Raw genomic sequence first — 22,024 nt, forward strand, 5'->3', positions numbered from 1 at the left:
ACAATTATTTAGCCATCAGTCCTTAAAAATGCATTATACAGATATAGCACCCGCCCAGCTTTTGAAAATAAAGACTTTGGGGCAGTTGAACGCCGCCGGCTATGAGCCGCGCAGTGTCAAAGAAGAATTAAGAGCCAACCTCATCAAAAAGCTAAGTTCCGGCGAAGACGTTTTTCCGGGCATCTACGGCTATGAAGAAACGGTTATTCCAGATTTACAGCGGGCCATCCTAAGCCGACACCACATCAACCTGCTGGGTTTGAGGGGGCAGGCCAAGACGCGTATTGCGCGCCTCATGGTAGACCTGCTGGATGAGTACGTGCCCGTAGTGGCCGGCTCAGAGCTCAATGATGATCCAATGCAACCGCTCTCCCGGTACGCCTTGGACCAGATAGCCCACCACGGCGACGAGACGCCTGTGGGTTGGCTCCCCCGCGCCGAGCGCTACACTGAGAAGCTGGCCACCCCAGACGTGTCTGTGGCCGACTTAATTGGCGATGCTGACCCTATTAAAGCGGCCACACTCAAGTTGCCGTACTCAGATGAGCGCGTGATTCATTTCGGGTTGATACCAAGAGCCCACCGTGGCATTTTTGTCATCAATGAGCTACCCGATTTGCAGGCCCGCATCCAGGTGTCCTTGTTCAATATTTTGCAGGAAGGGGATATCCAAATACGTGGTTTTAAGATTAGACTGCCCCTGGATATTCAGTTTGTATTCACGGCCAACCCAGAGGACTATACCAACCGCGGCTCTATAGTGACGCCGCTCAAAGACCGCATAGACTCCCAAATCATCACCCACTATCCTAAGAGCCTGGAAGTGGGCAAGCGCATCACCAAGCAGGAGGCGCGCATCACAGACGCCCAGAAGGACCGCGTGCTGGGTCATGAGCTTATCCATGATCTAGTAGAGCAGATTGCCTTTGAGGCCCGCGAGAGCGAGTACGTAGACGCTAAATCCGGCGTGTCGGCGCGTCTGACCATCTCTGCCTATGAAAGCGTGATTAGCGCCGCTGAGCGCCGCGTTTTATTGAACGGCGAAGCTAAAACTCATGTACGCATCACCGACTTTCTGGCCGCAGTGCCGTCGGTGACGGGTAAAGTAGAGTTGGTGTATGAAGGCGAGCAGGAGGGAGCCGGTGGCGTAGCTTATAGGTTAATGGGCAAAGCCATCCGGACGCAGTTTGTGCACTACTTCCCAGACCCGGACAAGTTCAAAAAGCAGAAGGACAAGGACCCCTACAAAAAAGTAACCGAGTGGTTCTCTGACGGTCACACCCTGGACATTTTGAACGATGCCTCAGACGCCGACTATAAACGTGAACTCAACCAGGTGCCGGGCCTTTCTGAAGTGGTAAATAAGTTTCAGCCCACGCCCAAGAAGGAAGCTGAGCACCTTTTCTGGATGGAGTTCTGTTTGCACGGCCTGGCAGAGTACAGCTTGATTTCACGCAACCGCCTCACCGCCGGACTTCAGTTCAAGGACCTCTTGAGCAGTATGTTCTCTGGCGGCGGCTTTAGCTTGAGCGAAGAAGATGAGGACGATGAAGACGAAGACCGTTTTTAGCCTGTTTCCCAGAAAATAAGCCAAAAATGAAGGATAGCGCCCTGTTGCCAATGAGCAATACGGGCGCTTTTGCTTTTAATGCTCAGCAGAAATAAGGCGTAGTGAAGAACTATTTGTTACTTTGAAGCTGAAGTAGGCAATAAAATCAAAGTCCTAAACTTCACTTAGCGCCAATATGCTCCAGTACCTGAAACACCATGAGATAGATTACGCAGAATGGGACCGTTGCCTGGAGGCCTCGCCCAATGCTATCATCTATGGGTTTACTTGGTATCTGGACATTGTAGCGCCAGACTGGCACGCCATTGTGAAAAAGGAAAATGGCAAGTACGTGGCCATAATGCCCATTCCGGTGGTTCAGAAGTTTGGGGTGAACATAGTGCGTCAGCCTATCTTCGCGCAGCAGCTGGGAGTATTTCATGCGCAACCGCTCACGCCAGCAGAATGGGAGGAGATTGGCCGTCTGCTGTACCAGAACTTCCAATTGATTTCTAGCTATGAGTTCAATAATGGCAATGTAGAACTGGTAAATAGCGGCCTGCCAAAATTTGAAACCGATAGATTCTCTACTTATCACTTAGACCTAAAGCAGGGCTACCCAGCTATTGTGTCTGGCTACCGGAAAGACCGGCGCTGGCGCATTAACCAAGCCAAACGCGCGGGCCTAACTGTAAGGCCCTCTACCAACATAGACCTCATTATCCAGATTTTTGACCAGCACATTGCCCACAAGATTTACGGGGTCATAGGAGAGGCTTATGAGTACAAGATGCTACGGCAACTCTATGAAGCAGCCAATCAACGCGGCCTAGTCTCTATGCATGAGGCGGTGAATGCGCGGCAAGAAGTGGTGGCCATGATCATGCTCTTCCATTACAACCAGAAGCTCATCTACATCTTCAACTCCTCTACCCCCGAAGGCAAGAAAACCAACGCCATCTCATTTCTGGTAGACCATATTCTGCAGACCTACGCTGGGCAGGATTTGGTGTATGACTTTGAGGCTCCGGAAGTGGGGCCCATCTCAGACTTCTACAGCAGTTTTGGGTCTACGCCCACGTATTTCCTGTCTGTCAAAGCTAACAACCTTCCAGCACCCATCAAGTGGCTACAACAGCTCAGAGCGAAAGCCTACTCTTTTATTAAAAAGTAAATCTTGGTTGCCTCTGCTTCAAGTTTTCAACTTGGAGCCATTCTTATAGCAAGTTTTCAACTTGCGTCTCTCTTCTGCCAACCTACGCAAGTTGAAAACTTGCCTCATCACAACCACAAGTTATAAACTTGCGGTAGCAACTATTTTTCACCTAATTCCAAAAAAATAGCCGAGGAACGAACATTCCTCGGCTATTTTGATTTAAAAGAAGTCTAGTGTCTAAAATCTAGCTACTAACATCTAAAGAAGCTTATGCTTCCGTCACAACTATCTTCTCGATTTTGTCACCGGCTTTGATTTCGTCAATCACGTCCAGGCCTTCTACCACTTTCCCGAAGCAGGTGTGGTTTCTGTCCAGGTGGGCGGTGTTGTTACGGCTGTGGCAGATGAAGAATTGTGAACCACCAGTGTTACGGCCAGCGTGGGCCATAGACAACACACCACGGTCATGGTACTGGTTGCCGCCGGTCAATTCACAGTCAATTTTGTAACCTGGTCCGCCGGTGCCGGCCATGCCTTTAGAACCTTCGCGTGAATTTGGGCAACCACCCTGAATCACGAAGTCAGGCAATACGCGGTGGAACGCCAAGCCATCATAGAAGCCGTCTTTGGCCAGCTTGGTGAAGTTCTCAACGGTTTTTGGCGCGTCTTGCTCGTAGAATTCTACTTTCATGACACCTTTGGCGGTATGGATTTCTGCAGTTTTCATGTTATATAATGTGCTTTGGTTAATGTGCTAATGAGTAAATGTGCTGATGTGCTATTTAAATAACCAGCATGTTTATTCTGACTACAAAGGTACGCAAATTTAAAATGTTAGGCTTAAGCCTACTTTGCTGATAGCACTTCCGTTTTTCGCTTGTTTTCCAGAAACAAGGCGAAAAACGGATTTAGCGCTTAACTATTGCTGTCTAGTTCGCCCACAAAGTCCCCCGGGTCAAGCCCGGGATGTGCCACTTTCAGGATGACAAAGTGGAAGGGTGGCGAGAGCCTATAACAAGGCCAGTCTATTAATTCTTAATTATTAATTAATTCTACCGGTGGCTATCCTCGTCTTGTAACAAGCTCAAGTAGCTCTCATACCGCGGAAGAGCGATTTTGCCAGCCTTGACGGCGGCTTGCACGGCACAGCCAGGTTCGTTTAGGTGCAGGCAGTTATGGTATTTGCACTGGCTTCTCATGTCACGGATCTCTGGGAAGTAAAGGCCAATTTCCTCGCGCTTCATCTCTACCACGCCCAGTTCCTTGATGCCCGGAGTGTCTATGAGGTAGGTGCCCGGTTCTACTTCAAACATCTCCGCAAACGTGGTGGTGTGCACGCCCTTGTCTGAGAAGGCAGAGATTTCTGTGGTCTTCAAGTCCAAGTCTGGGACCAGCACATTGATGAGCGTGCTCTTGCCCACCCCTGAGTGCCCCGAAAGCAAGGTGGTCTTGTCTTTGAGCAGCCCCTTTATTTCTTCAATCCCTTCGCCGCTGTGCGCTGAGCAGCTGATGCCCGGGTACCCAATCTGACTGTACAGTGCCATCACTTGTTTCAAATAGGCCTGGGCGTCTTTATCATACAGATCGCTCTTGTTAAAGAGCAGGGTAGTGGGGATTTGATAGGCCTCTGCGGTCACTAAAAAGCGGTCAATGAACCCGAACGAAGTACGCGGCGAGGCCAGCGTCACCACTAGAAACGCTTGGTCCAGGTTAGAGGCTACAATGTGGGCGTGGTGCGCTTTGTGCGTAGACTTTCTTATGATGTAGTTGCGGCGCACAGCAATCTCAGTAATGACGCCGTGGCCCTCGTTGCCTTCCAGTTCCAGCGTCACCTCGTCGCCTACGGCAATGGGGTTGCTGACCTTAAGGCCTTTGTTCTTGAACTTTCCTCTTAGGCGGCACCGGTACAGTTGTAAATCTGCATGGTTGCGCACCAGATACCAGGAACCGGTTGATTTTATGACAGTGCCAATCATGTAGTAGGAACGGGAATCCAGGTCTCCAGCGCCTCTAAAATGCGACTGGTGGCACCTGCCTGTTTGTGTATGTAGTGTTTAATGTGCTCTCTTATTTTGGCCATCTGCTTGTCATTGCTAGACACCTTGTTGAACATCTCTTCCAACTCCTGCGCTGATTTCACGGGGAACGCCGCACCCAACTCTACCAAGTCAATGGCCTCCTGAAACTTCTGGTACTTGGGCCCAAAAAACAAGGGCGGACCAAACACCGCGGGTTCCAGCGTGTTGTGCAATCCCTTCCCGAACGCCCCGCCTACGTATGCAAAATCTGCATACTGGTACAGCGCGCTAAGCATGCCAATGTTGTCAATCAAGAGCACGTCAAACGAGCCCACCGTTTCTGGATTCGCCAGAGAGAACCGCACGGCTTTGCCCGCCAACTGTTGTGACATCTCTGTAAGCTCCTTCTCCTTTATCTCATGAGGCGCGATGATGAACTTGAGGTTGCCTACCTGCTTTTTGATGAAGGGTAGAAGCACTTTCATGTCCTGCGGCCAACTGCTCCCCACTACCATCACGGGGCTGTCCTGTCTAAAAGCTTCCACCAATGGAATAGGAGCGACGTTGTCTGCCGTGTGCAGTACGCGGTCCATTCTGGTGTCACCGGTCATGGTGGCTTTGCTGATGTCAATGGTGGCCAATAACTCAGCGGACTCTTGGTTCTGGGTGAAGAAGAAGGTGAATCGTTTTAATATTCTGGTGTAAAAATCGGCGCCTTTCTTAAAGTAAATCTGGTTGGGCCTGAAGATGGTAGATACGGAGAATAAGGGAATGTGCCGTTTCTTCAGTTCTTTGGAGAAGTGGTGCCAGAACTCATACTTCACAAAGAATGCTACCTTGGGCCTCACCCTGGCAATAAACCGCTTGGCGTTGCTAGCCGTGTCCAATGGCAGATAAAAGATGTAGTCTGCGCCCGCGTAGTTTTTTCTTACTTCATACCCTGACGGGGAGAAGAAGGTGAGTAGAATCTTAAAATCGGGGTATTTCTCTTTGAAGGCCTCTATCAGGGGACGGCCTTGTTCAAACTCGCCTAAGCTGGCGCAATGGAACCAGGCCACGGGCTCTTTGTTGCCCTTCATCCTGGCGCCAATGTCTTCCAGCAGGTTCTTCTGGCCTTTTACCCAAAGCTCGGCCTTCTTATGGAATGGAGCGGCCATTCTGGCTCCCAGTCCATAGGCTTGAATGCCGGCATTGTATAAAATCAAAGACATACCTTTTGTGTGTACGTTAGTAGGTTTGGGGGAATACCACCTGATAAGGTATATTCATTTATTGGAAACAAAGGTAAGGGTATTTTACAATTGCCCTTCGCTTAGAATCTTGGCCTGTCTGTTTAACGGTTTTTAGGTAGTGGCTGTTTTGATTTGGCAGGTAAAACCCAGCCGTTTAAAACAAAGAAGCCTCTACCAGGGGCAGAGGCTTCTTACATTAAAGAGCTGAGCTCTTGTTAAATTACTTGGCTAGGTAGCTAGAAACACCTTCGCGGGTGGCTTCCATGGCTTCTTTGCCTTCTTCCCAGTTAGCCGGGCATACTTCGCCTTTCACCTCAAAGTACTGAAGGGCGTCAATCATTCTAAGCGCCTCGTCAATGCTACGGCCTAGTGGCATGTCATTTACTACTTGGTGACGCACAACGCCTTCTTTGTCAATTAAGAACAAACCGCGGTATGCTACTGGCTCACCTACGAAGGTCATTTCGCCTTCTTCATTGTAATCATAGTGACCGGCCAACACGTCATAGTTCGTCGCGATGGTCTTAGTAGTGTCAGCTACCAATGGATAGGCTACGCCTTCAATGCCGCCTTTGTCGCGCGGGGTGTTCAACCAAGCCCAGTGCGAGAAGTGAGAGTCAATAGAGCAACCTACTACGGCTACGTTCTTGCGCTCAAAGTCTTCCATACGGTCCTGGAACGCGATGATTTCTGTTGGGCACACAAACGTGAAATCCAGTGGGTAGAAGAAGAAGATAACGTGCTTCTTACCAACGTACTGCTCCAAAGAAAAATCTTCTACAAACTCACCGTCAACTACTGCGGTCGCTTTAAATGCAGGAGCTTTCTTACCTACTAATACTGCCATGATGCTATGTGTTAAAATGTAAATTAAACCTTGCCGGGAAATGGGTGAAATTACCTTCCCGTTTGCGGGTGCAAAGGTACAACCCATATACCTAAACCACAACCAAGAACCCTAACATAGAAGTACCCAAAAGGGTATCTACATACACTTACAAGGAAAATTGCTTCTTCCGTTTTTGGCCTGTTTCCTGTGAATCAAGCCAAAAACCGAGGAGCGGGATCATTTATAGAAACCCATCATACGATTTTATAGATTCTATCTATGGCTGATAGAATAATGAATGTAATCTATTCTCTTTTCAAGATATCATCTTACTGAAGTAGATCTAATAGGTCCTGTTGTACTGGTCTTTCCTGATTGAGGTAAGTGCATAGTCATTTATAATATGAACCACAGCCTAGTCAGGTCTGAAAAAGCAATTCCCGTTTTTGGCCTGCTTTCCAGAAAGCAGGCCAAAAACGGGATGAATGAAGATACTTGATACAATTATTTATGAGCGAGACAGGCTTCTGCATAACCTATCACTTCAGCCATTTCTAGCTCATCTAAATATTTTTTAATAGGTTGGTAATCAATATTTGCAGGAACGTCTACAGAAAAGTATCCAGGTAAATGACTGCCTTCCCAAGCACATCCAAACCCCTCCAGCTTTTTCTGTATGGACTGAGCCATTTCCTTTTTTAAACACATGATTTGCAAAGTGCTATTGCCAGATTCTTTAATCAACCCTTTGACCACCAATCTTCCATTTTCTACTTCGGCCAACACAACATCCTCGCTTGCATAACTAGTAACAAAAAAGGGAATATTTTTTAATCTATATTCTCCTTCTTCTTCATTTTCAATGGAAGCCCACAAGCTTTCTACATAATCTTCCTCAAGAATCTCATTATAAAACTCAAAGAATACCTTTACTAAACCTTCAGTTTCTTCTTCTGTAGAAATCATGTAGTTGATTGAACGTCTTGTGTCTTGAATCTTACGTCTTGCGTCTAAAGAAAACTACCTTCCTGTAAACGTTGGCTTGCGCTTCTCCACGAAGGCGTTCATGCCTTCGGTTTGGTCTTCAGAGGCGAAGGTGAGGTAGAAGTTCTTGCGCTCAAAATGAAGGCCTTCGTCCAGATGGGTTTCATACGAACGGTTTACAGATTCCTTGGCTAGCTTCACAGCCACCGGCGACAGTTGCGCAATCTCAGTGGCTAGTTTGAAGGCTTCCTCCAGGTACAGTTCTACCGGCACCACCCGGTTGATGAGGCCGTGCTTTTCGGCTTCCTGGGCCGAGATGAATTTGCCGGTCAAGACCATCTCCATGGCTTTCGCTTTGCCCAAGGCACGCGTCAAGCGTTGGGTGCCACCCGCGCCGGGCATCACACCAATCTTGATTTCGGGCTGACCGAACTGGGCGGTCTCTGAGGCGATAATCATATCACAGGTCATAGCCAACTCACAACCACCGCCTAAGGCAAAACCGCTCACGGCCGCAATGATGGGCTTCTTGGTTTTCTTGATTTGGTCCCAGGTAGAGAATTGGTCAATGTTGAGCATGTCAATGGCGGTCTTGCCAGCCATCTGCTTAATATCAGCGCCGGCGGCGAAGGCCCGGTCATTGCCCGTCAAGACAATGGCGCGCACGTTCTCATTGTCGTCCAGCTCTTTTAAGGCATCGCGCAGTTCACCCATCAGTTGCAGGTTAAGCGCATTTAGTTCTTTGGGACGGTTTAGTTGGATGAGAGCTACCTGGGGGCGGGCCTGCTCGGTTACTTTTATGAATTCCATAGCAATGGGTTTTGGCGTTTTTGGGTTGATTTGGTGAAAATAGGCAAAAAACGGAAAATGCTTAGTGCTCAATGGTGTCGGTGGGTCTAGACACAAACTGAAACGTATGACGCGTGCGCTGTTCCATCAGGATTTCGCGGCCGTTGGTGAGGCGCTGAATGCTCCCCTTGTCATAGTTCTGGATGGTGAACAGATGCAAAGGCTGGTTGTATTTGATGATGAACTGGTCGGATAGGCTTAGTTTGAGTTGCTGCACGCGAGCCTCGTCATAATCACAGCACACAGAAAAAGAAAGCGCTGAGTTCTGCATCATGTTGATCTTAAGCCGCACCGCATGCACCGCCTGAAAAATGGCGCTCAAGTGTTCCTCAGAGATGAACCCCAAATCCTTGGCCTTGAACGACAGCAGGCATTGGTTCTGCTTTAAGATAAAAGACGGCGCAATTTTGCCGTGCTGGCAGTCATGAATCACCGTGCCGGGCAATTCTGGGTGCAGAAACGACTTTACATACAAAGGAATGCACTTGTTGGCCAGCGGCTGAATGGTCTTGGGGTGAATAACTGATGCGCCGTAATAGGCCATCTCAATGGCCTCCTGGTAGGCCACCTCGTCATAGCGGGTGGCTTCTTTAAAGAGTTTGGGGTCAGCGTTGAGCAGGCCGGGCACGTCTTTCCAGATGGTAAGCGATGCGGCATTGAGGCAGTACGCAAAAATGGCGGCGCTGTAGTCAGAGCCTTCACGGCCCAGGGTGGTGGTGAGACCGTCTGCAGTGCCGCCAATAAAGCCCTGGGTAATCACAATCTGTTTCTGCAGAATGGCGGGCAGGGTGCTTTGAATCTGGTTCTCGGTGTAGGTCCAGTCCAGGCGGCCTTCGCGCCAGGTACTGTCGGTGCGCAGGCAGGTGCGGCAGTCCAGCCAGTAGGTAGAGAGGCCCTGGCTTTGCAGGTAATGATGCAGGATGATACTGGAGAGCAGTTCGCCGCGACTGATGACCTGATCGTACTGTTGGTCCCAGTGGTCGGGCTGGAGAGATGACAGCGTTTGTTCTAACTCCTGAAACTGCGCGGCTACTTCTGCGTAGACGGGGCACCCGGGGTCTGGGAACAGTTCCCGCACAATGTCTAAGTGATAGGCTTTGGAAGATTCCAAGGCTGGGGCAAATTCCTGCCGTTGGTGCGCTTTTCTATAGATGTCTTCCAGTGCATTGGTGGTCTTGCCCATGGCAGACACTACTACCACCAGCTGCTCTTTCTCTGGCAGGTCAGAGAGGATCTTGAAGATGTTACGCACCGCCGAGGCATCCTTCACAGAGGCTCCCCCAAATTTGAAAACTTTCATTTACACGCCTTAAAAAATTGCCGAATTTATAAAAACATTGCCCTCTCTAACAGAATTAGTAGTATTTTCGTAATCTAATTCGTTCTTACCCCTCTTTTATATGACTATTACAGAGAATCTGGCCCTGCCGGTAGGCACAACGCTTGACCGGTTTATCATGCGCAAGCAAGAGGACTTTCCTTTTGCCACTGGGGAGCTTTCCCAGTTGTTGCGTGACATTGCCCTGGCGGCAAAGATCGTAAACCGCGCCATTAATCACGCAGGTTTAACAGATATTGGCGGCGCCTACGGCAAACAAAACGTGCAGGGCGAGGACCAGCAGAAGCTGGACGTGGTGGCCAACATCCGTTTCATTAGAGCGTTGCGCAACGGCGGCGAGGTTTGTGCCATCATCTCTGAAGAAGACGAAGAGGTCATCCAGACCGGCAATCACAAAGGTAAGTACATTGTGGCCATTGATCCCCTGGACGGCTCTTCTAATATTGACGTGAACGTGTCCATCGGGACTATTTTCTCTGTATACCGCCGTTTGTCTGACCAGGGCTGTGAAGGCACCTTGGAGGATTGCCTGCAACGCGGTGTGCAACAGGTGGCCGCCGGCTATATTATCTATGGCTCCAGCACCATGCTGGTGTACACCACGGGTTGCGGCGTAAATGGCTTCACCTATGAGACGTCTCTGGGCGAATTCTTTTTATCGCACCCTAACATCACCATTCCTACCACGGGTAGCATCTATTCCATCAATGAGGGAAGCTATAACCAGTTTCAGCCGGCCATCAAGCAATACGTAGAGCTGTGCCGTGAGCGCAACTACTCGGCACGTTACATTGGCTCTTTGGTGGCAGACTTCCATAGAAACATGCTCAAGGGCGGTATCTACATGTACCCAAGCACCACCAAGGCCCCTAACGGCAAACTGCGTCTGTTGTATGAGGCCAACGCCTTGGCGTTCATAGTAGAGCAGGCCGGCGGAAAGGCTTCTAACGGTTCTGAGCGCATCATGGAACTCTACCCAACTGATCTTCATCAGCGTTGCCCGCTCTATATTGGCTCCACTGAGATGGTAGAAGAAGTGGAGAGACTTTTGGCTTCTTCTGAGGCTTCTGTGTCCTCAACTATTTCAGCCACTGCACATAATTAATTCAAGCTTCGTTTTTGGCCTCTTTTCTGGAAAAGAGGCCAAAAACAGAAAGGCCCCAACCAATGGTTGGGGCCTTTCTGTTATATAGGAGCGCGGTTCGCTTATTTTTTGGCGGCCGCTTTTTTAGCCTTCGGTTCTTTGGCAGGAGCCTCTTCTTGGCTGTCTTCTGTTTTCTCAGCCTTGGCCTCTTCTTTGGCAGGAGCTTCCTCATTTACCTCTGTGTACGGCACAAACTTGCTTACCAAGGTGTACCATTGCACCAGTTTTTTCATGTCTGAGGCATACACGCGGTCCTGGTCATAGTCAGGTAGCACGGTTTCCATGAACTTGGCAAGCTCTGGGTTGCTAGACTTGGCAGTTACCGGCAGGGTGTCACCGTACTGGCTGCGCACGCGGTCAAAGATGTCCTCTAACGGCACGGTGCTTTCCTCGTCATTGGTGTACATAGAGATCTCATGCAGGATAGACACGCGGTTGCGGGCCTGGGCCACGCTGCGCACCGGGGTCTCTGCCAGGCTTTCTACAATAATGCCGCTACGGGTAGGGGCTACAATACGGTATAGACCGGGCATGCCGGCAATAGAGGCAATCTCTCTCAGGTCAAATGGCATAGAGAAACAGGTTGGTTAGGGTTGATTATAATTTAAAGTTCACCGGCAGGCTGTACGTCTGGCTGTAGCCTGGGGCTTTGAATTTTAAGTTTTGTACCACGCGTAATGCTTCGGCGCCGGTACCACTGCCTACTTCCTTCAAAATCTTGAAGTTGCTGGTAGAGCCGTCCTCGTTCAACAAGAAGCTGACAATGCACTGGCCCATCACGCGGTTACGCTTGGCAGAGGCCGGGTACTGGATGTTGCGCTTAATGTGCGCCACCAATGAATCCTGACCGCCTTCATAATGCGCAGACACCGGGTACTTAGTGGTCTGCACGGCAACCGTGGCTGGCTCATTAGACGCAGTGGCAAATGCGCCGGCTGTGAATAAAACTAAGATGGCGGCTAAAATAGTGTGTTTGGCTTTCATTTTCTTTAAGCGGTTATAAGTATTAATATGAGTCTTCTTCTTGGGAATGGTAGCGTTTGTTGATCTCTTCTATGAAGGACAAAATCTCCTCACGGCCTTCTTTGGACGTAGACGAGCTTTTAAACATAGTAGGGAGTTCTTCCCAGCTTTCTTTCAAGACCTGCATGAACGCGGCAATGTTAGAATCTGTCTTGGGTGCCGATTGCTTGTCGGTTTTTGTGAAGATAAGCACAAAAGGCACCCCCATGGTTCCCAATAACTCTATAAATTCTAAATCAACTTTCTGGGCGGGCAGGCGCGAGTCAATCAACACAAAGACGCAGGCCAGGTTGGGCCGCTTCTTTAGGTAAAAATTGATCATCTTGCGCCAGGCCTCTCTGGAGTCCTTGCTCACCTTGGCCCAGCCGTACCCTGGTAAGTCTACCAAATACCATTCCTCATTTATGAGAAAGTGGTTGATGAGCTGCGTCTTGCCCGGAAAAGAAGACGTCTTGGCCAGCTTTAAGTGGTTGGTGAGCATGTTGATCAAAGAAGACTTGCCCACGTTTGACCGTCCAATGAAGGCGTACTCTGGCAGCGTGGTGGTAGGGCAGAGGTCTGCCCGGGTATTACTGCAGATAAACTTGGCTTCTTTGATTTTCATGGTTTCTCCCTCAAAACTTTAAGCGGCAACCACAAAGTTACCAAATAAAGTGGCAAGGCAATAATTACGATACTTTTAGGTGTGGATAAGTTAAATGGCTAAAAAGGCAACCCTAGGCCTGTTTTCACAGTATCGAATCTCGGATAAGTCCGGTGAAAAGGGATTTCATATATAGCCATGGGCTAATGAAACCAGCCTCTCATTAATTTACGTATAAAATATCTGGAATTTTTAATATCATTGTCCTTTCATGTACACAAGTGCCAAGTGAACACCCCGGTCAAAACGGCTTTCTGGCCCAACAACCTACTATGTGTTTGCACTTGTTCCCAAAATTAAGCTATACCAAAATCTTTACCTATGGATCACTTAGACAAGCGGATGTTCAAATCTTCTTTAATTGCGCTTATGCTTTTTGTCCTGGCCTCTACTGCGGCTATGGCACAGAGCACGCGGCAATTGATCAGAAGCGGAGACAAATTATTCAACCAGACCAACTTCCGTTCCGCGCTTCCTTTCTATGAGCGCGCGTTGGAGCGTGAGCCAGACAATGCCAAGGCCTTGTACAGAGCTGGTATCAGTTTAATCGCCTTTGACAAAGAGAAGGCCAGCGAGTACATCTACAAAGCCTATTCGCTTAAGCCTAGGGTAGAGGAAGACATCCTTTACTGGCTGGGCCGCGTGGACTTGGTAAACTATGAGTTTGACAAGGCCATCCAGCACGCACAGGAGTATCAGAAAACCCTGGGCAAGCGTGACGAAGAAGGCAAAGAGCAAGCAGCCTTGTTGATTCAGCATGCGCGCAACGCCAAGAAAGAAGTAGCCAACCAGAAGGACGTGTTTGTGAAGAACCTGGGCCCAACGGTGAACACGCCTTTCTCTGAGCACAGCCCGGTTATCTCTAAAGACAACAACTACCTTCTGTTCACCTCGCGCGGGCAGAACGTAACGGGTGGTAAAGAAGCCTATGACGGAGAGTACTTTGAAGACATCTTTGAGACCCGTAGAGTAGGCGTAGACACCTGGGAGCAGCCACGTGCGTTGAGCGGCGTGCTGAACGGTACCGGCCATGATGCCTCCATCCAGTTGTTTGACAACGACTCTAAATTGTTAATGTACCGCCAGGATGAGAACGGTGACATCTTTGTGACCAGCCGTGAGGGTGGTGACTGGGGCAAGCCAACCAAGCTGAACCGCAACATCAACTCAAGAGAATTTGAAAGTGATGCCTTTATCACCGCAGACGGCCAGACTATCTATTTCTCTACCAACCGGTATTCAGAAAACGGTGACCTAGACATTTACTACGCCAAGCGCGACAAGAACGGAGAATGGGGTGAGGCTAAAAACTTCGGGAACGGAGTAAACACCCAGTTTGACGAGGACAGCCCTTACTTCACGCCAGACGGTTTGACCATGTTCTTTAGCTCACGCGGTCATACCACTATGGGTGGTTATGACATCTTCACCATTAAGTATGACACCGTGGCCCGTCGTTGGAGCCGTCCCGTGAACATTGGGTATCCTATCAACACACCAGATGATGACACCTATTACCGTTTGAGCGGTGATGGTAGCTTGGCTTACTTGTCTTCCTACCGCATGGGTGGTTACGGCGAGAAAGACATCTATACCATCAACTACATCAAAAACGCCATTGTGCGCGGCCATGTGTACAGCCTGCGTGACTCTTCTATCATCCCAGGCGTGGAGTTGGTGTTCACGGGTAAGACCGCTGCCAACACGCCGCTAGAGTACCGTGACGTGACCAAGCCAGACTCTGGCAACTATGAGGTAACCGTTCTGTCTAACCGTCCTTACACCGTGACGCTTTCTAAAGACGGTGCCAACATTGCCACAGAGCAGTTTGAAGTGCCTTTGTCTTTGGTAGACACTACCGTGGTAGAGAAAGACTTCTACATTGACTTTGCCGGAGGTTCCAGCATCAACGTGGCTTCTTACGCCTTCAAGAAAATCTACTTTGACACTGACAAGTGGGACCTGCGTCCAGAGTCTATCAGAGAGTTGGACAACATTGTACGCATCATGAAAGCCAATCCAGACCTGCGTATCTCTGTAGACGGCCACACGGACTCCAGAATGCCAGACTCTTACAACATGCTGCTGGGTGAGAACAGAGCCAGCGCCGCGTATGACTACCTGATCAAAGCAGGCGTACCGGCTAACCGCTTAATCTCAAGAAGCTACGGTGAGCGCAGACCAATTGCGCCAAACAACTCTGCTGAGAACATGCAGCTGAACCGCCGTACAGAGTTCACCATCATCAAAGGTGACGCTCCTAAGCAATAAGAATTCGTTTTTGGCTTAAAATCCAGAAACCAGCCCAAAAACGCCGCCCCAGACCAGCAATGGCCGGGGCGGCGTTTTTATTGGGACGGGGGCTGTACAACATATTACAGGAAATGTAGTTAAAGCATAGTAGCTTTGCCCTCCATAACATGATGAGCAATCAATGTCAGTAGTACCGTATAAAGATCAAAACGAAGGCAAGAAGACCCAGGTGGCAAACATGTTTAACAGCATTGCCAAGCGGTATGATTTCCTCAACCATTTCCTGAGCGCCGGCATAGACATAATATGGCGCAAGAAAGCCGTAAAATTACTGGAGAAGGCGCAACCCAAGACCATTCTGGACATTGCCACCGGCACGGGAGACTTTGCGCTGGAGGCAGTTCGTTTAAAGCCCCAGCAGATCACGGGCATTGACATCTCTGAAGGCATGCTGGCCGTGGGCCGCGAGAAAATTCAGAAGCGCGGGCTCAGCCATTTAATCCAGTTGCACGTAGGAGACTCAGAAAATATCCAGTTCCCAGACAACCACTTTGACGCCATCACGGTGGCGTTTGGGGTGCGCAACTTTGAGAACCTGGAGAAGGGCCTCTCTGAGATGTACAGGGTCTTGAAGCCGGGGGGCACGGTGGTGATTCTGGAGTTCTCCAAGCCCCAGAGTTTTCCCATGAAACAGGGTTATAATTTTTACTTCAAAAACATTCTACCGCTTTTTGGCAAGCTGATCTCTAAGGACAACGCCGCCTATACGTACCTGCCCGAGTCTGTGCAGGCATTCCCAGACGGCAATGACTTCCTTTCCATCTTCCAAAGAATTGGTTTTAAAGACACAAAATGGCATTCACTTACATTTGGCATAAGCTCCATTTACACAGGCATAAAATAATCTTGGCGTTGGCTGTGGTGCTAGCAACTGTAGCGCAACCCACATTTGCCCAGCGCACCATCAAAGGCGAAAACCTGCAAGGCTATGAGAGCCGTCAATTTAGATGGGGCTTCTCTCTGGCCATGAACACGTCCTGGTACCAACTGGAGCATTCCAACAGCTATGTAGACCGCCTTAAAACGGCTGACCTTAGCGATGACATCTCCATGAACGCCAAGATGGGCATAGGTTTCAACGTGAACTTTATTGGTTCTTACCGGCTGTCGCCAGACTTTTTGATTAGGCTGCAACCGGGCGTGGGCTATTATAGCCGTTCTATAGAGTACAAGGGAGACGTGACGGCACCCGGCACCACTGAGCCCTCTGAGGACGGAGCGGTTCTGCAGGAGATCAACACCTTTGCCGGCGAGTTTCCGGTGTTGTTAAAGTATGAGTCCTTGCGCCGCAAGAACACGCAGATGTACTTTATTGCTGGCGTCAAGCCTTCTGTGGTAGTAGGTGGCCAGAAAAAGGACAATGAGATTCTGCAAGTGGGCACCACTGATTTTAGCGTGGATTTTGGCGTAGGGCTGGACATGTTCTATCCGTTCTTCAAGTTTGCGCCTGAGCTACGCTTCTCCAGAGGCATCACCAACCTGCACAAGCCCGTTGACAACAACTTTAATAACAGCATACAGCGCATGAGTAGCAATACCATCACGCTCTACCTCAACTTTGAGTAATCTGTCCTTTCCCATGTCACAGAAGAAAACAGCCCTCATTACTGGTGCCAGTTCGGGCATTGGCAGAGCCACTGCCATGGTGTTGGCTCAAAACGGTTTTAGAATCATTGCCGCCGGCCGCCGCGTAGAGCGTTTGCAGGAACTAGTCAACCAGTACGGCGAAGATACCATTCTCCCCATTGCCTTTGACGTACGGGATAAAGTAGCGGTGCAAGACGCCTTTACCAACCTGCCGTCTGACTGGTCTACCATTGACCTGCTTATCAACAACGCCGGCAACGCACACGGCCTGGCGCCTATCCAGTCTGGTGATGTAGATGATTGGGACGCCATGCTAGACATTAACGTAAAGGGCTTGCTCTACGTGACCAAGGCGGTGTTGCCGGGCATGGTGGCGCGCAAAAGCGGTCACATCATCAACATTGGGTCCATTGCCGGTAAAGAAGCCTATGCCAACGGAAACGTCTATTGTGCCAGTAAATTTGCCGTAGACGCCCTCTCTAAAGCCATGCGCATTGACCTGGTACAAGAAGGCGTGAAAGTTTCTGAAATTAATCCCGGGGCCGTAGAAACTGAGTTCTCTGAAGTGAGATTCAAAGGTGACAAAGAGCGCGCGGCCACGGTGTACAAAGGCTATGAAGCCCTGCAACCTGAGGATATTGCAGACCTCATTCATTTCATGGTCACCCGCCCCAGCCGCGTTAACCTAGCCGAGGTCTTGATTCTGCCTGCCGCCCAAGCTTCTGCCACGGTTATGCACAAGCAGCTGTAGTTTCTTAAAGACACAAGACACAAGATATAAGACATAAGATTTCAATCATTCACGGCAACACCTCCTAAGACCACCTTAGGAGGTGTTGCCGTTTTTGGGCTGTTTTCTGGAAAAGAGGTCAAAAACGAAGCATCTTTTAGAATTGGCCTCTCGTTGAAATAGAAAAGGCTTGCGCGTATGGAATTCACCCAAATCAAAGAGACTTGTCTGTATGTGCGTGATCTGCACCGCACCACGCACTTTTACGCCGACATCCTGCACTTACCCATCATTGGACAGATGCCGGGCCGGTACGTCTTTTTTAGGGTGGGGAGTTCCGTGTTGCTTTGCTTTGACCCAGAGATGAGCCGAGACAACCATGGGCTGCCGCCGCACTTCGGGTCTGGTCACATACACTTGGCCTTTGAGTGCCGCCCCGAGGACTATGAAGCTTGGAAGGAAATGCTGCAACAGTCAGGCATTGCCATGGAGCATGAAGAAATCTGGCCCCACGGCCGCCGGTCCTGTTACTTCAGAGACCCAGACCAACACCTACTTGAGATCATCATGCCCGGCATCTGGGGCGAGGAGTAAGGTCATTTTTAACCTGTTTTCTGTAAAACAACCCAAAAACGGAACATTGCCGTCTTTTCTCCCTCATTGAGAAGGTTAGGATGAGGGGTGGTTGATTGCTGCTTGTTAATTGCTAATTGTTAGTTGATATACCTGCCGGTATAAACAGCCTCCTTTTGAGCTGCGCTCTAGGGAGAATCTGCAATTGCCAAAGCCATAAGCACAGACGTCCGCAGGTCCTGCCGGACGCAACGAGGTCCTTTGAGTAGCGGCGTTTGTTGATTGCTAGGTGATTCATCTGTTGGTGTAAACACCCCCCTTAGCCCCCCTCAAGGGGGGAGTCTGCGGTTAGTAGAAGCCTTTGCCACTGGCACCTTATCCAGTCTTTCCGTCGAGTCGCCTAAGCAGGTTGCTGCCTCTGAACCGGCCAGCGGTCATGCCCCGGCAGGAACCGTCAAATACCCAGGGAAGCTGCCATGCAAAGGAGGCAAGCTGGTACAGCGCGAGGCGGGAAGACGGGGCCCCGCGGCCGCGAGCGCTTGGCGGAAACAATGAAACGAAGGGCATAAGGGCACCGGATGAAGCGGCATTGCTCAGGATTAGCCAACGGAAGCGCACGGCAAAAAGTCACGGAGGTAACATCCGCGCCATAGAAGAGGCACAAAGCTAGTCAGAAAGGCAGTCTGGGTCGTTGGTGAGAACACACAACAACGGCGGGAGTTAAGAGTGAAGGCAGAAAGAATAAATCACAACCGGCAATCATCCCCCTACCCCCTTCAAAGGGGGACAAAGAAGCCCCTTTCTTACATTTGAAAGGCGTTTTAGGCTTGACTCCCAGAAAACAAGCTAAAACCACCTTATGCTATCCCCCTAGTCCTCACCATCCTCAGCATCCTCCATGCCTTCCAGAATGGAAAGGTACTCCTCCCAGTCAGGGTCATCTTCTGCAGTAAGTTCTAGGGGTAATGGACCAAAATAAGACAAGGCCTCATTGAGTTGTTCCTGGGCGACGGCCATGTCTGAGGTGTACCAATGCCATTCTCTTCGTTCTTGCCCGGTAAAGACAAAAGCCAAAACCGTCTGGGCATTCGCTTCTAAATGGTGAATCAGTCTTTCTTCTGCGTCTGCCATCATGTCTGCATCTTCCGGAGTGGGGAATAAGTATTCGTCTTCAGAAACGTAATTCCAAAGAATGATGAGGCGCTTGGTGAACTGGTGCGTATTGATGAAGGGCTGCAGATGCGGCCTGAACCGAACAAGAAAAGGGGTGCCGGCATTCTCCCCCTCGGCCATGGACCAAGTGTCATCTTGGGTGATCAACGCTTTTAAGTGTTCTGAGGAGGATGCATGTGACATAGCAAAGTAAGTTTTATATAGTATTGGCTTTTAGCTGGGCCAGGATGTCTTTGTTCAATTCGTGCTTGCCTTCAAACGGAATTAGGATAGGTTGGATGCCTTGAGACCTGAGGATCTCTAGCTGGTTGTGCAGGCGCTCTTTGGTAATGAAGGGGTCTTGCAGGCCGTACACCATGTACACGGACGTATGGGCCAGCGTGGTGCTGAGGCCTGTGTATTCAATGTCTTCTGGGAAGGCACCAGCCCACAGGATGAGCTTTTCACAGGGAACGGCAGAAAACGCCAGCCAGCGGCAGACCGTGACGGCACCCTGTGAGAAACCTAAAAGGGTAAGCCTGGCGTTGGGCGCCTCTTTTTGTATTAATTGCCACACCAAGTTAAGGTACTCTACATAATCGTCAATCTCCAAGAGGCGTTCTTCCTTTGTCATCCAGGTGGCACCCACGCGGCCTGAGAAACCCTCTAGGTAAAACCTGGATAATGCTTCTGGCGCCAGAAGCACCGTCTGCTCATCCTCCAGTCCTTTAAAGTGCCGGATAAAGTACTTAGCCAACTGGCCATAGCCGTGACAAACCACCCATACGTGTTGGGTGGCAGATGACAGCGTACCTAGCTGGTGCAGATGCGCGGTTCTTGGAACAGATAAAGTACGGTGTTGGGCAGTCAAGCTTAGAGGCTCTCCTTAGAGAAAGAAAACGGCAGCAAATCCAAGGCGGTGGAGAAACGGACTACTTTCCCATCCTCGGCCTGCATCAATAATTTGATGGGTCTGCCTTGGCGGTTCTGGTACTCGGCCATGACCTGACGGCAGGCGCCGCAGGGGCAGGCCGGCAAGAAATGCGACTCATGGCGGCGACGGGCCGTTACGGCTAAAATCTCAATCTGCTGGTCTGGGAAGTTGGAGCCCACGCCAAACAACAAGGTGCGCTCAGCACAAAGCCCTGACGGGTAGGCGGCATTTTCCTGGTTGGTTCCTTGGTGGGTGGTTCCGTCTGAAAGCAACAGCGCAGCGCCTACCATGAAATTGGAGTAGGGGGCGTACGCTTTGTCGGTGGCTTTCTGGGCCAATTGGAGCACTTGTCTCTCTTGAGCGGTGAGGTCTTCTGGCGAAGATACCACGTCATAGGTGATGTTAAGTTGTACTTGTTCGGTCATAAGATGCGTTTTCCGCACGAGCACGTACGGGAGTCAAAGTTAATAAGTTAGCCCGAAAAACCAAGCAGAGGTTGCCTGTCCCGCAGAAAATGCCCATTTTGAAGCCCCATTCTAGTCTGCTATGAAAAACATTCTGCTGTTAGGTGCCGGTCGGTCCGCATCGGTACTCATTGAATACCTTGTTGCCAATGCTGTCAAAGAAACCTGGTTGTTAGCCATAGGCGATGTGCGCGTAGACCACTTGCCTGCCTCTGTTCTGACCAACCCACTGGTGCGCGCCTTCACGTTTGACGTACATGACGTAGCCCAGCGCGAGGAAGAGATAAGCCAGGCAGATGTGGTGATTTCCATGCTTCCGGCGCTGTTTCATCCCTTGGTGGCTACTACCTGCCTTGAAAAAGGAAGACATTTGGTAACGGCCTCTTACGTGCCAGAGGATATCAAGCAACTGCACGCGCAGGCACAGGAGAAGGGCCTCACGTTCTTGATGGAATGCGGCCTGGACCCGGGCATTGACCACATGTCGGCCATGCAAATCATCCATCATCTGCAGAGCCAGGGCGCTACCATTACGTCGTTTAAATCATTTACAGGCGGTTTGATGGCCCCCGAGTCAGACACCAATCCCTGGCACTACAAATTCACCTGGAACCCCCGCAACGTCATCCTGGCCGGGCAGAGTACCGCTAAGTACATTGAGAACGGCAGCTACAAATACATACCCTACCCAAGACTGTTCAGTCGTACGGAGACCTTTCATGTGGAAGGCTACGGCCACTTTGACGGTTATGCCAACCGTGATTCTTTAAGCTACCGCGAGCCCTACGGCCTGCAGGAAATCCCGACCATGTTACGTGGTACGCTTAGAAGGCCGGGGTATTGCCAGGCCTGGCAGGTGCTGGTGCAACTGGGCCTGCCAGATGATACTTATTTTCTGGACAATCCGCAGGAGATGACGTACCGGGAACTGGTGGAAAGCTTCTTGCCTGCTGGGAATGAACACGCACCTCTCAGGGAAAGAATAGCCGACTACGTGGGTATTGCTCCAGACGCCCGGGAGCTGGACATGATAGAATGGACCGGTCTGTTGGAAGACGAGCCCATTGCCATGATGACCGCCACGCCCGCCCAGGCCTTAGAGAAACTGCTTACCCAGAAATGGCAGTTGAGCCCCGGCGACAAAGACATGATTGTGATGCTCCACCTCTTTGAATATGAGCTGGATGGGCAAAAGCAAAAATTAACTTCTTCTTTGGTTGTCTTGGGGGATGACGAGGTGCATACCGCCATGGCCAAGACGGTGGGCCTGCCCGTAGGCATAGCGACCAAACTGCTGTTGCATGGAAGTTTAAAGCAGACCGGCGTGGTGGTGCCGTTGCAGGCAGACCTGTATACGGCCATTCTAAAAGAGCTACAACCGTATGGCGTGCAGTTTCAGGAGAGAGTAGAAGTACTGGTTTAGAATTCGTTTTTGCCCTGTTTTCCAGAAAATAGCCTAATTTAGGAAATCGATTTCCTAGATAGGTTTTTGCCTGTCTTTTTAG

At 50.1% G+C, this 22,024-nt stretch carries 22 protein-coding genes; 9 read left to right on the forward strand and 13 right to left on the reverse strand.

The features are described from left to right. Positions 1–28: 28 nt before the first annotated feature. Together ABD880_RS17695 and ABD880_RS17700 are read left to right on the forward strand one after the other, a co-directional pair. Positions 29–1,570, forward strand: a complete 1,542-nt coding sequence (locus ABD880_RS17695) for a sigma 54-interacting transcriptional regulator (RefSeq protein ID WP_345169151.1) — start codon at positions 29–31, stop codon at positions 1,568–1,570. 175 nt (positions 1,571–1,745) lie between these two features. Beyond that, positions 1,746–2,723 carry a GNAT family N-acetyltransferase gene (locus tag ABD880_RS17700; protein WP_345169154.1) on the forward strand — a complete coding sequence of 326 codons (978 nt, stop codon included), beginning with the start codon at positions 1,746–1,748 and terminating at the stop codon, positions 2,721–2,723. 250 nt (positions 2,724–2,973) lie between these two features. Here the strand turns inward: ABD880_RS17700 and ABD880_RS17705 are convergent, their stop codons facing one another. The 7 genes from ABD880_RS17705 to ABD880_RS17735 all read right to left on the reverse strand — a co-directional run bounded on the left by ABD880_RS17705 (position 2,974) and on the right by ABD880_RS17735 (position 9,917). Continuing rightward, the gene (locus ABD880_RS17705) at positions 2,974–3,432 is read right to left on the reverse strand and encodes a peptidylprolyl isomerase (protein WP_066505308.1); all 459 of its coding nucleotides are present in this window, start codon (positions 3,430–3,432) and stop codon (positions 2,974–2,976) included. Between the two features lie 325 nt (positions 3,433–3,757). Continuing rightward, on the reverse strand, positions 3,758–4,681 hold the full coding sequence (gene rsgA, locus ABD880_RS17710; RefSeq protein WP_345169160.1) for a ribosome small subunit-dependent GTPase A: 924 nt from the start codon (positions 4,679–4,681) through the stop codon (positions 3,758–3,760). After that, positions 4,678–5,934: a 3-deoxy-D-manno-octulosonic acid transferase gene (locus tag ABD880_RS17715; RefSeq protein ID WP_345169162.1), complete on the reverse strand. Its 1,257-nt coding sequence runs from the start codon at positions 5,932–5,934 to the stop codon at positions 4,678–4,680. Before ABD880_RS17715 ends, rsgA begins: the two co-directional genes overlap by 4 nt. A 241-nt stretch (positions 5,935–6,175) precedes the next feature. Next, entirely contained in the window at positions 6,176–6,802 is a 627-nt protein-coding gene (locus ABD880_RS17720) for a peroxiredoxin (protein WP_345169165.1), read from the reverse strand. A gap of 486 nt (positions 6,803–7,288) precedes the next feature. Further along, on the reverse strand, positions 7,289–7,750 hold the full coding sequence (locus ABD880_RS17725) for a DUF4265 domain-containing protein (RefSeq protein ID WP_345169168.1): 462 nt from the start codon (positions 7,748–7,750) through the stop codon (positions 7,289–7,291). A gap of 54 nt (positions 7,751–7,804) precedes the next feature. Then, on the reverse strand, positions 7,805–8,578 hold the full coding sequence (locus ABD880_RS17730) for an enoyl-CoA hydratase-related protein (protein ID WP_345169170.1): 774 nt from the start codon (positions 8,576–8,578) through the stop codon (positions 7,805–7,807). Between the two features lie 61 nt (positions 8,579–8,639). Then, entirely contained in the window at positions 8,640–9,917 is a 1,278-nt protein-coding gene (locus ABD880_RS17735; RefSeq protein ID WP_345169173.1) for an aspartate kinase, read from the reverse strand. Positions 9,918–10,017: 100 nt separating this feature from the next. Between ABD880_RS17735 and fbp the strand changes: the two genes are divergently transcribed. Continuing rightward, entirely contained in the window at positions 10,018–11,061 is a 1,044-nt protein-coding gene (gene fbp / locus ABD880_RS17740; RefSeq protein WP_345169176.1) for a class 1 fructose-bisphosphatase, read from the forward strand. Between the two features lie 101 nt (positions 11,062–11,162). Here fbp and ABD880_RS17745 read toward each other — a convergent pair whose 3' ends face one another. Genes ABD880_RS17745 through yihA form a run of 3 tightly spaced genes read right to left on the reverse strand, consistent with a single transcriptional unit; the run spans position 11,163 to position 12,727 of the window. Continuing rightward, a complete protein-coding gene (locus tag ABD880_RS17745) occupies positions 11,163–11,672 on the reverse strand; it encodes a DUF5606 family protein (protein ID WP_345169178.1) in 510 nt (169 codons plus the stop codon). 25 nt (positions 11,673–11,697) lie between these two features. Further along, on the reverse strand, positions 11,698–12,084 hold the full coding sequence (locus ABD880_RS17750; RefSeq protein ID WP_345169179.1) for an energy transducer TonB: 387 nt from the start codon (positions 12,082–12,084) through the stop codon (positions 11,698–11,700). Between the two features lie 22 nt (positions 12,085–12,106). Then, positions 12,107–12,727: a ribosome biogenesis GTP-binding protein YihA/YsxC gene (gene yihA, locus ABD880_RS17755; RefSeq protein ID WP_345169181.1), complete on the reverse strand. Its 621-nt coding sequence runs from the start codon at positions 12,725–12,727 to the stop codon at positions 12,107–12,109. Between the two features lie 360 nt (positions 12,728–13,087). Here yihA and ABD880_RS17760 point away from each other — a divergent pair, with 360 nt between their 5' ends. The 5 genes from ABD880_RS17760 to ABD880_RS17780 all read left to right on the forward strand — a co-directional run bounded on the left by ABD880_RS17760 (position 13,088) and on the right by ABD880_RS17780 (position 17,990). Next, positions 13,088–15,037, forward strand: coding sequence for an OmpA family protein (locus ABD880_RS17760; protein WP_345169184.1), 1,950 nt, complete (start codon positions 13,088–13,090; stop codon positions 15,035–15,037). Positions 15,038–15,200: 163 nt separating this feature from the next. Beyond that, positions 15,201–15,923: a bifunctional demethylmenaquinone methyltransferase/2-methoxy-6-polyprenyl-1,4-benzoquinol methylase UbiE gene (gene ubiE, locus ABD880_RS17765; RefSeq protein ID WP_345169186.1), complete on the forward strand. Its 723-nt coding sequence runs from the start codon at positions 15,201–15,203 to the stop codon at positions 15,921–15,923. Continuing rightward, entirely contained in the window at positions 15,872–16,645 is a 774-nt protein-coding gene (gene porT, locus ABD880_RS17770) for a type IX secretion/gliding motility protein PorT/SprT (protein ID WP_486348239.1), read from the forward strand. The genes ubiE and porT overlap by 52 nt, the downstream gene beginning before the upstream one ends. Positions 16,646–16,658: 13 nt before the next feature. Further along, a complete protein-coding gene (locus tag ABD880_RS17775) occupies positions 16,659–17,417 on the forward strand; it encodes an SDR family NAD(P)-dependent oxidoreductase (protein ID WP_345169190.1) in 759 nt (252 codons plus the stop codon). 177 nt (positions 17,418–17,594) lie between these two features. Beyond that, complete coding sequence (locus tag ABD880_RS17780) at positions 17,595–17,990, forward strand: VOC family protein (protein ID WP_345169192.1); 396 nt, start codon at positions 17,595–17,597, stop codon at positions 17,988–17,990. An 849-nt stretch (positions 17,991–18,839) separates the two neighbouring features. Here ABD880_RS17780 and ABD880_RS17785 read toward each other — a convergent pair. From ABD880_RS17785 to cdd, 3 genes are read right to left on the reverse strand one after another with little or no spacing between them, the layout of a single operon-like run. After that, a complete protein-coding gene (locus ABD880_RS17785; RefSeq protein WP_345169194.1) occupies positions 18,840–19,325 on the reverse strand; it encodes a DUF695 domain-containing protein in 486 nt (161 codons plus the stop codon). A gap of 13 nt (positions 19,326–19,338) precedes the next feature. Continuing rightward, positions 19,339–19,992, reverse strand: coding sequence for an alpha/beta hydrolase (locus ABD880_RS17790; RefSeq protein ID WP_345169195.1), 654 nt, complete (start codon positions 19,990–19,992; stop codon positions 19,339–19,341). Positions 19,993–19,994: 2 nt separating this feature from the next. Further along, the gene (gene cdd, locus ABD880_RS17795; RefSeq protein ID WP_345169196.1) at positions 19,995–20,480 is read right to left on the reverse strand and encodes a cytidine deaminase; all 486 of its coding nucleotides are present in this window, start codon (positions 20,478–20,480) and stop codon (positions 19,995–19,997) included. Between the two features lie 121 nt (positions 20,481–20,601). Between cdd and ABD880_RS17800 the strand changes: the two genes are divergently transcribed. Further along, a complete protein-coding gene (locus ABD880_RS17800) occupies positions 20,602–21,942 on the forward strand; it encodes a saccharopine dehydrogenase family protein (RefSeq protein ID WP_345169199.1) in 1,341 nt (446 codons plus the stop codon). Positions 21,943–22,024: the final 82 nt, after the last annotated feature.

It is taken from the genome of Nibribacter koreensis (assembly GCF_039541795.1).
GTDB lineage: Bacteria > Bacteroidota > Bacteroidia > Cytophagales > Hymenobacteraceae > Nibribacter > Nibribacter koreensis.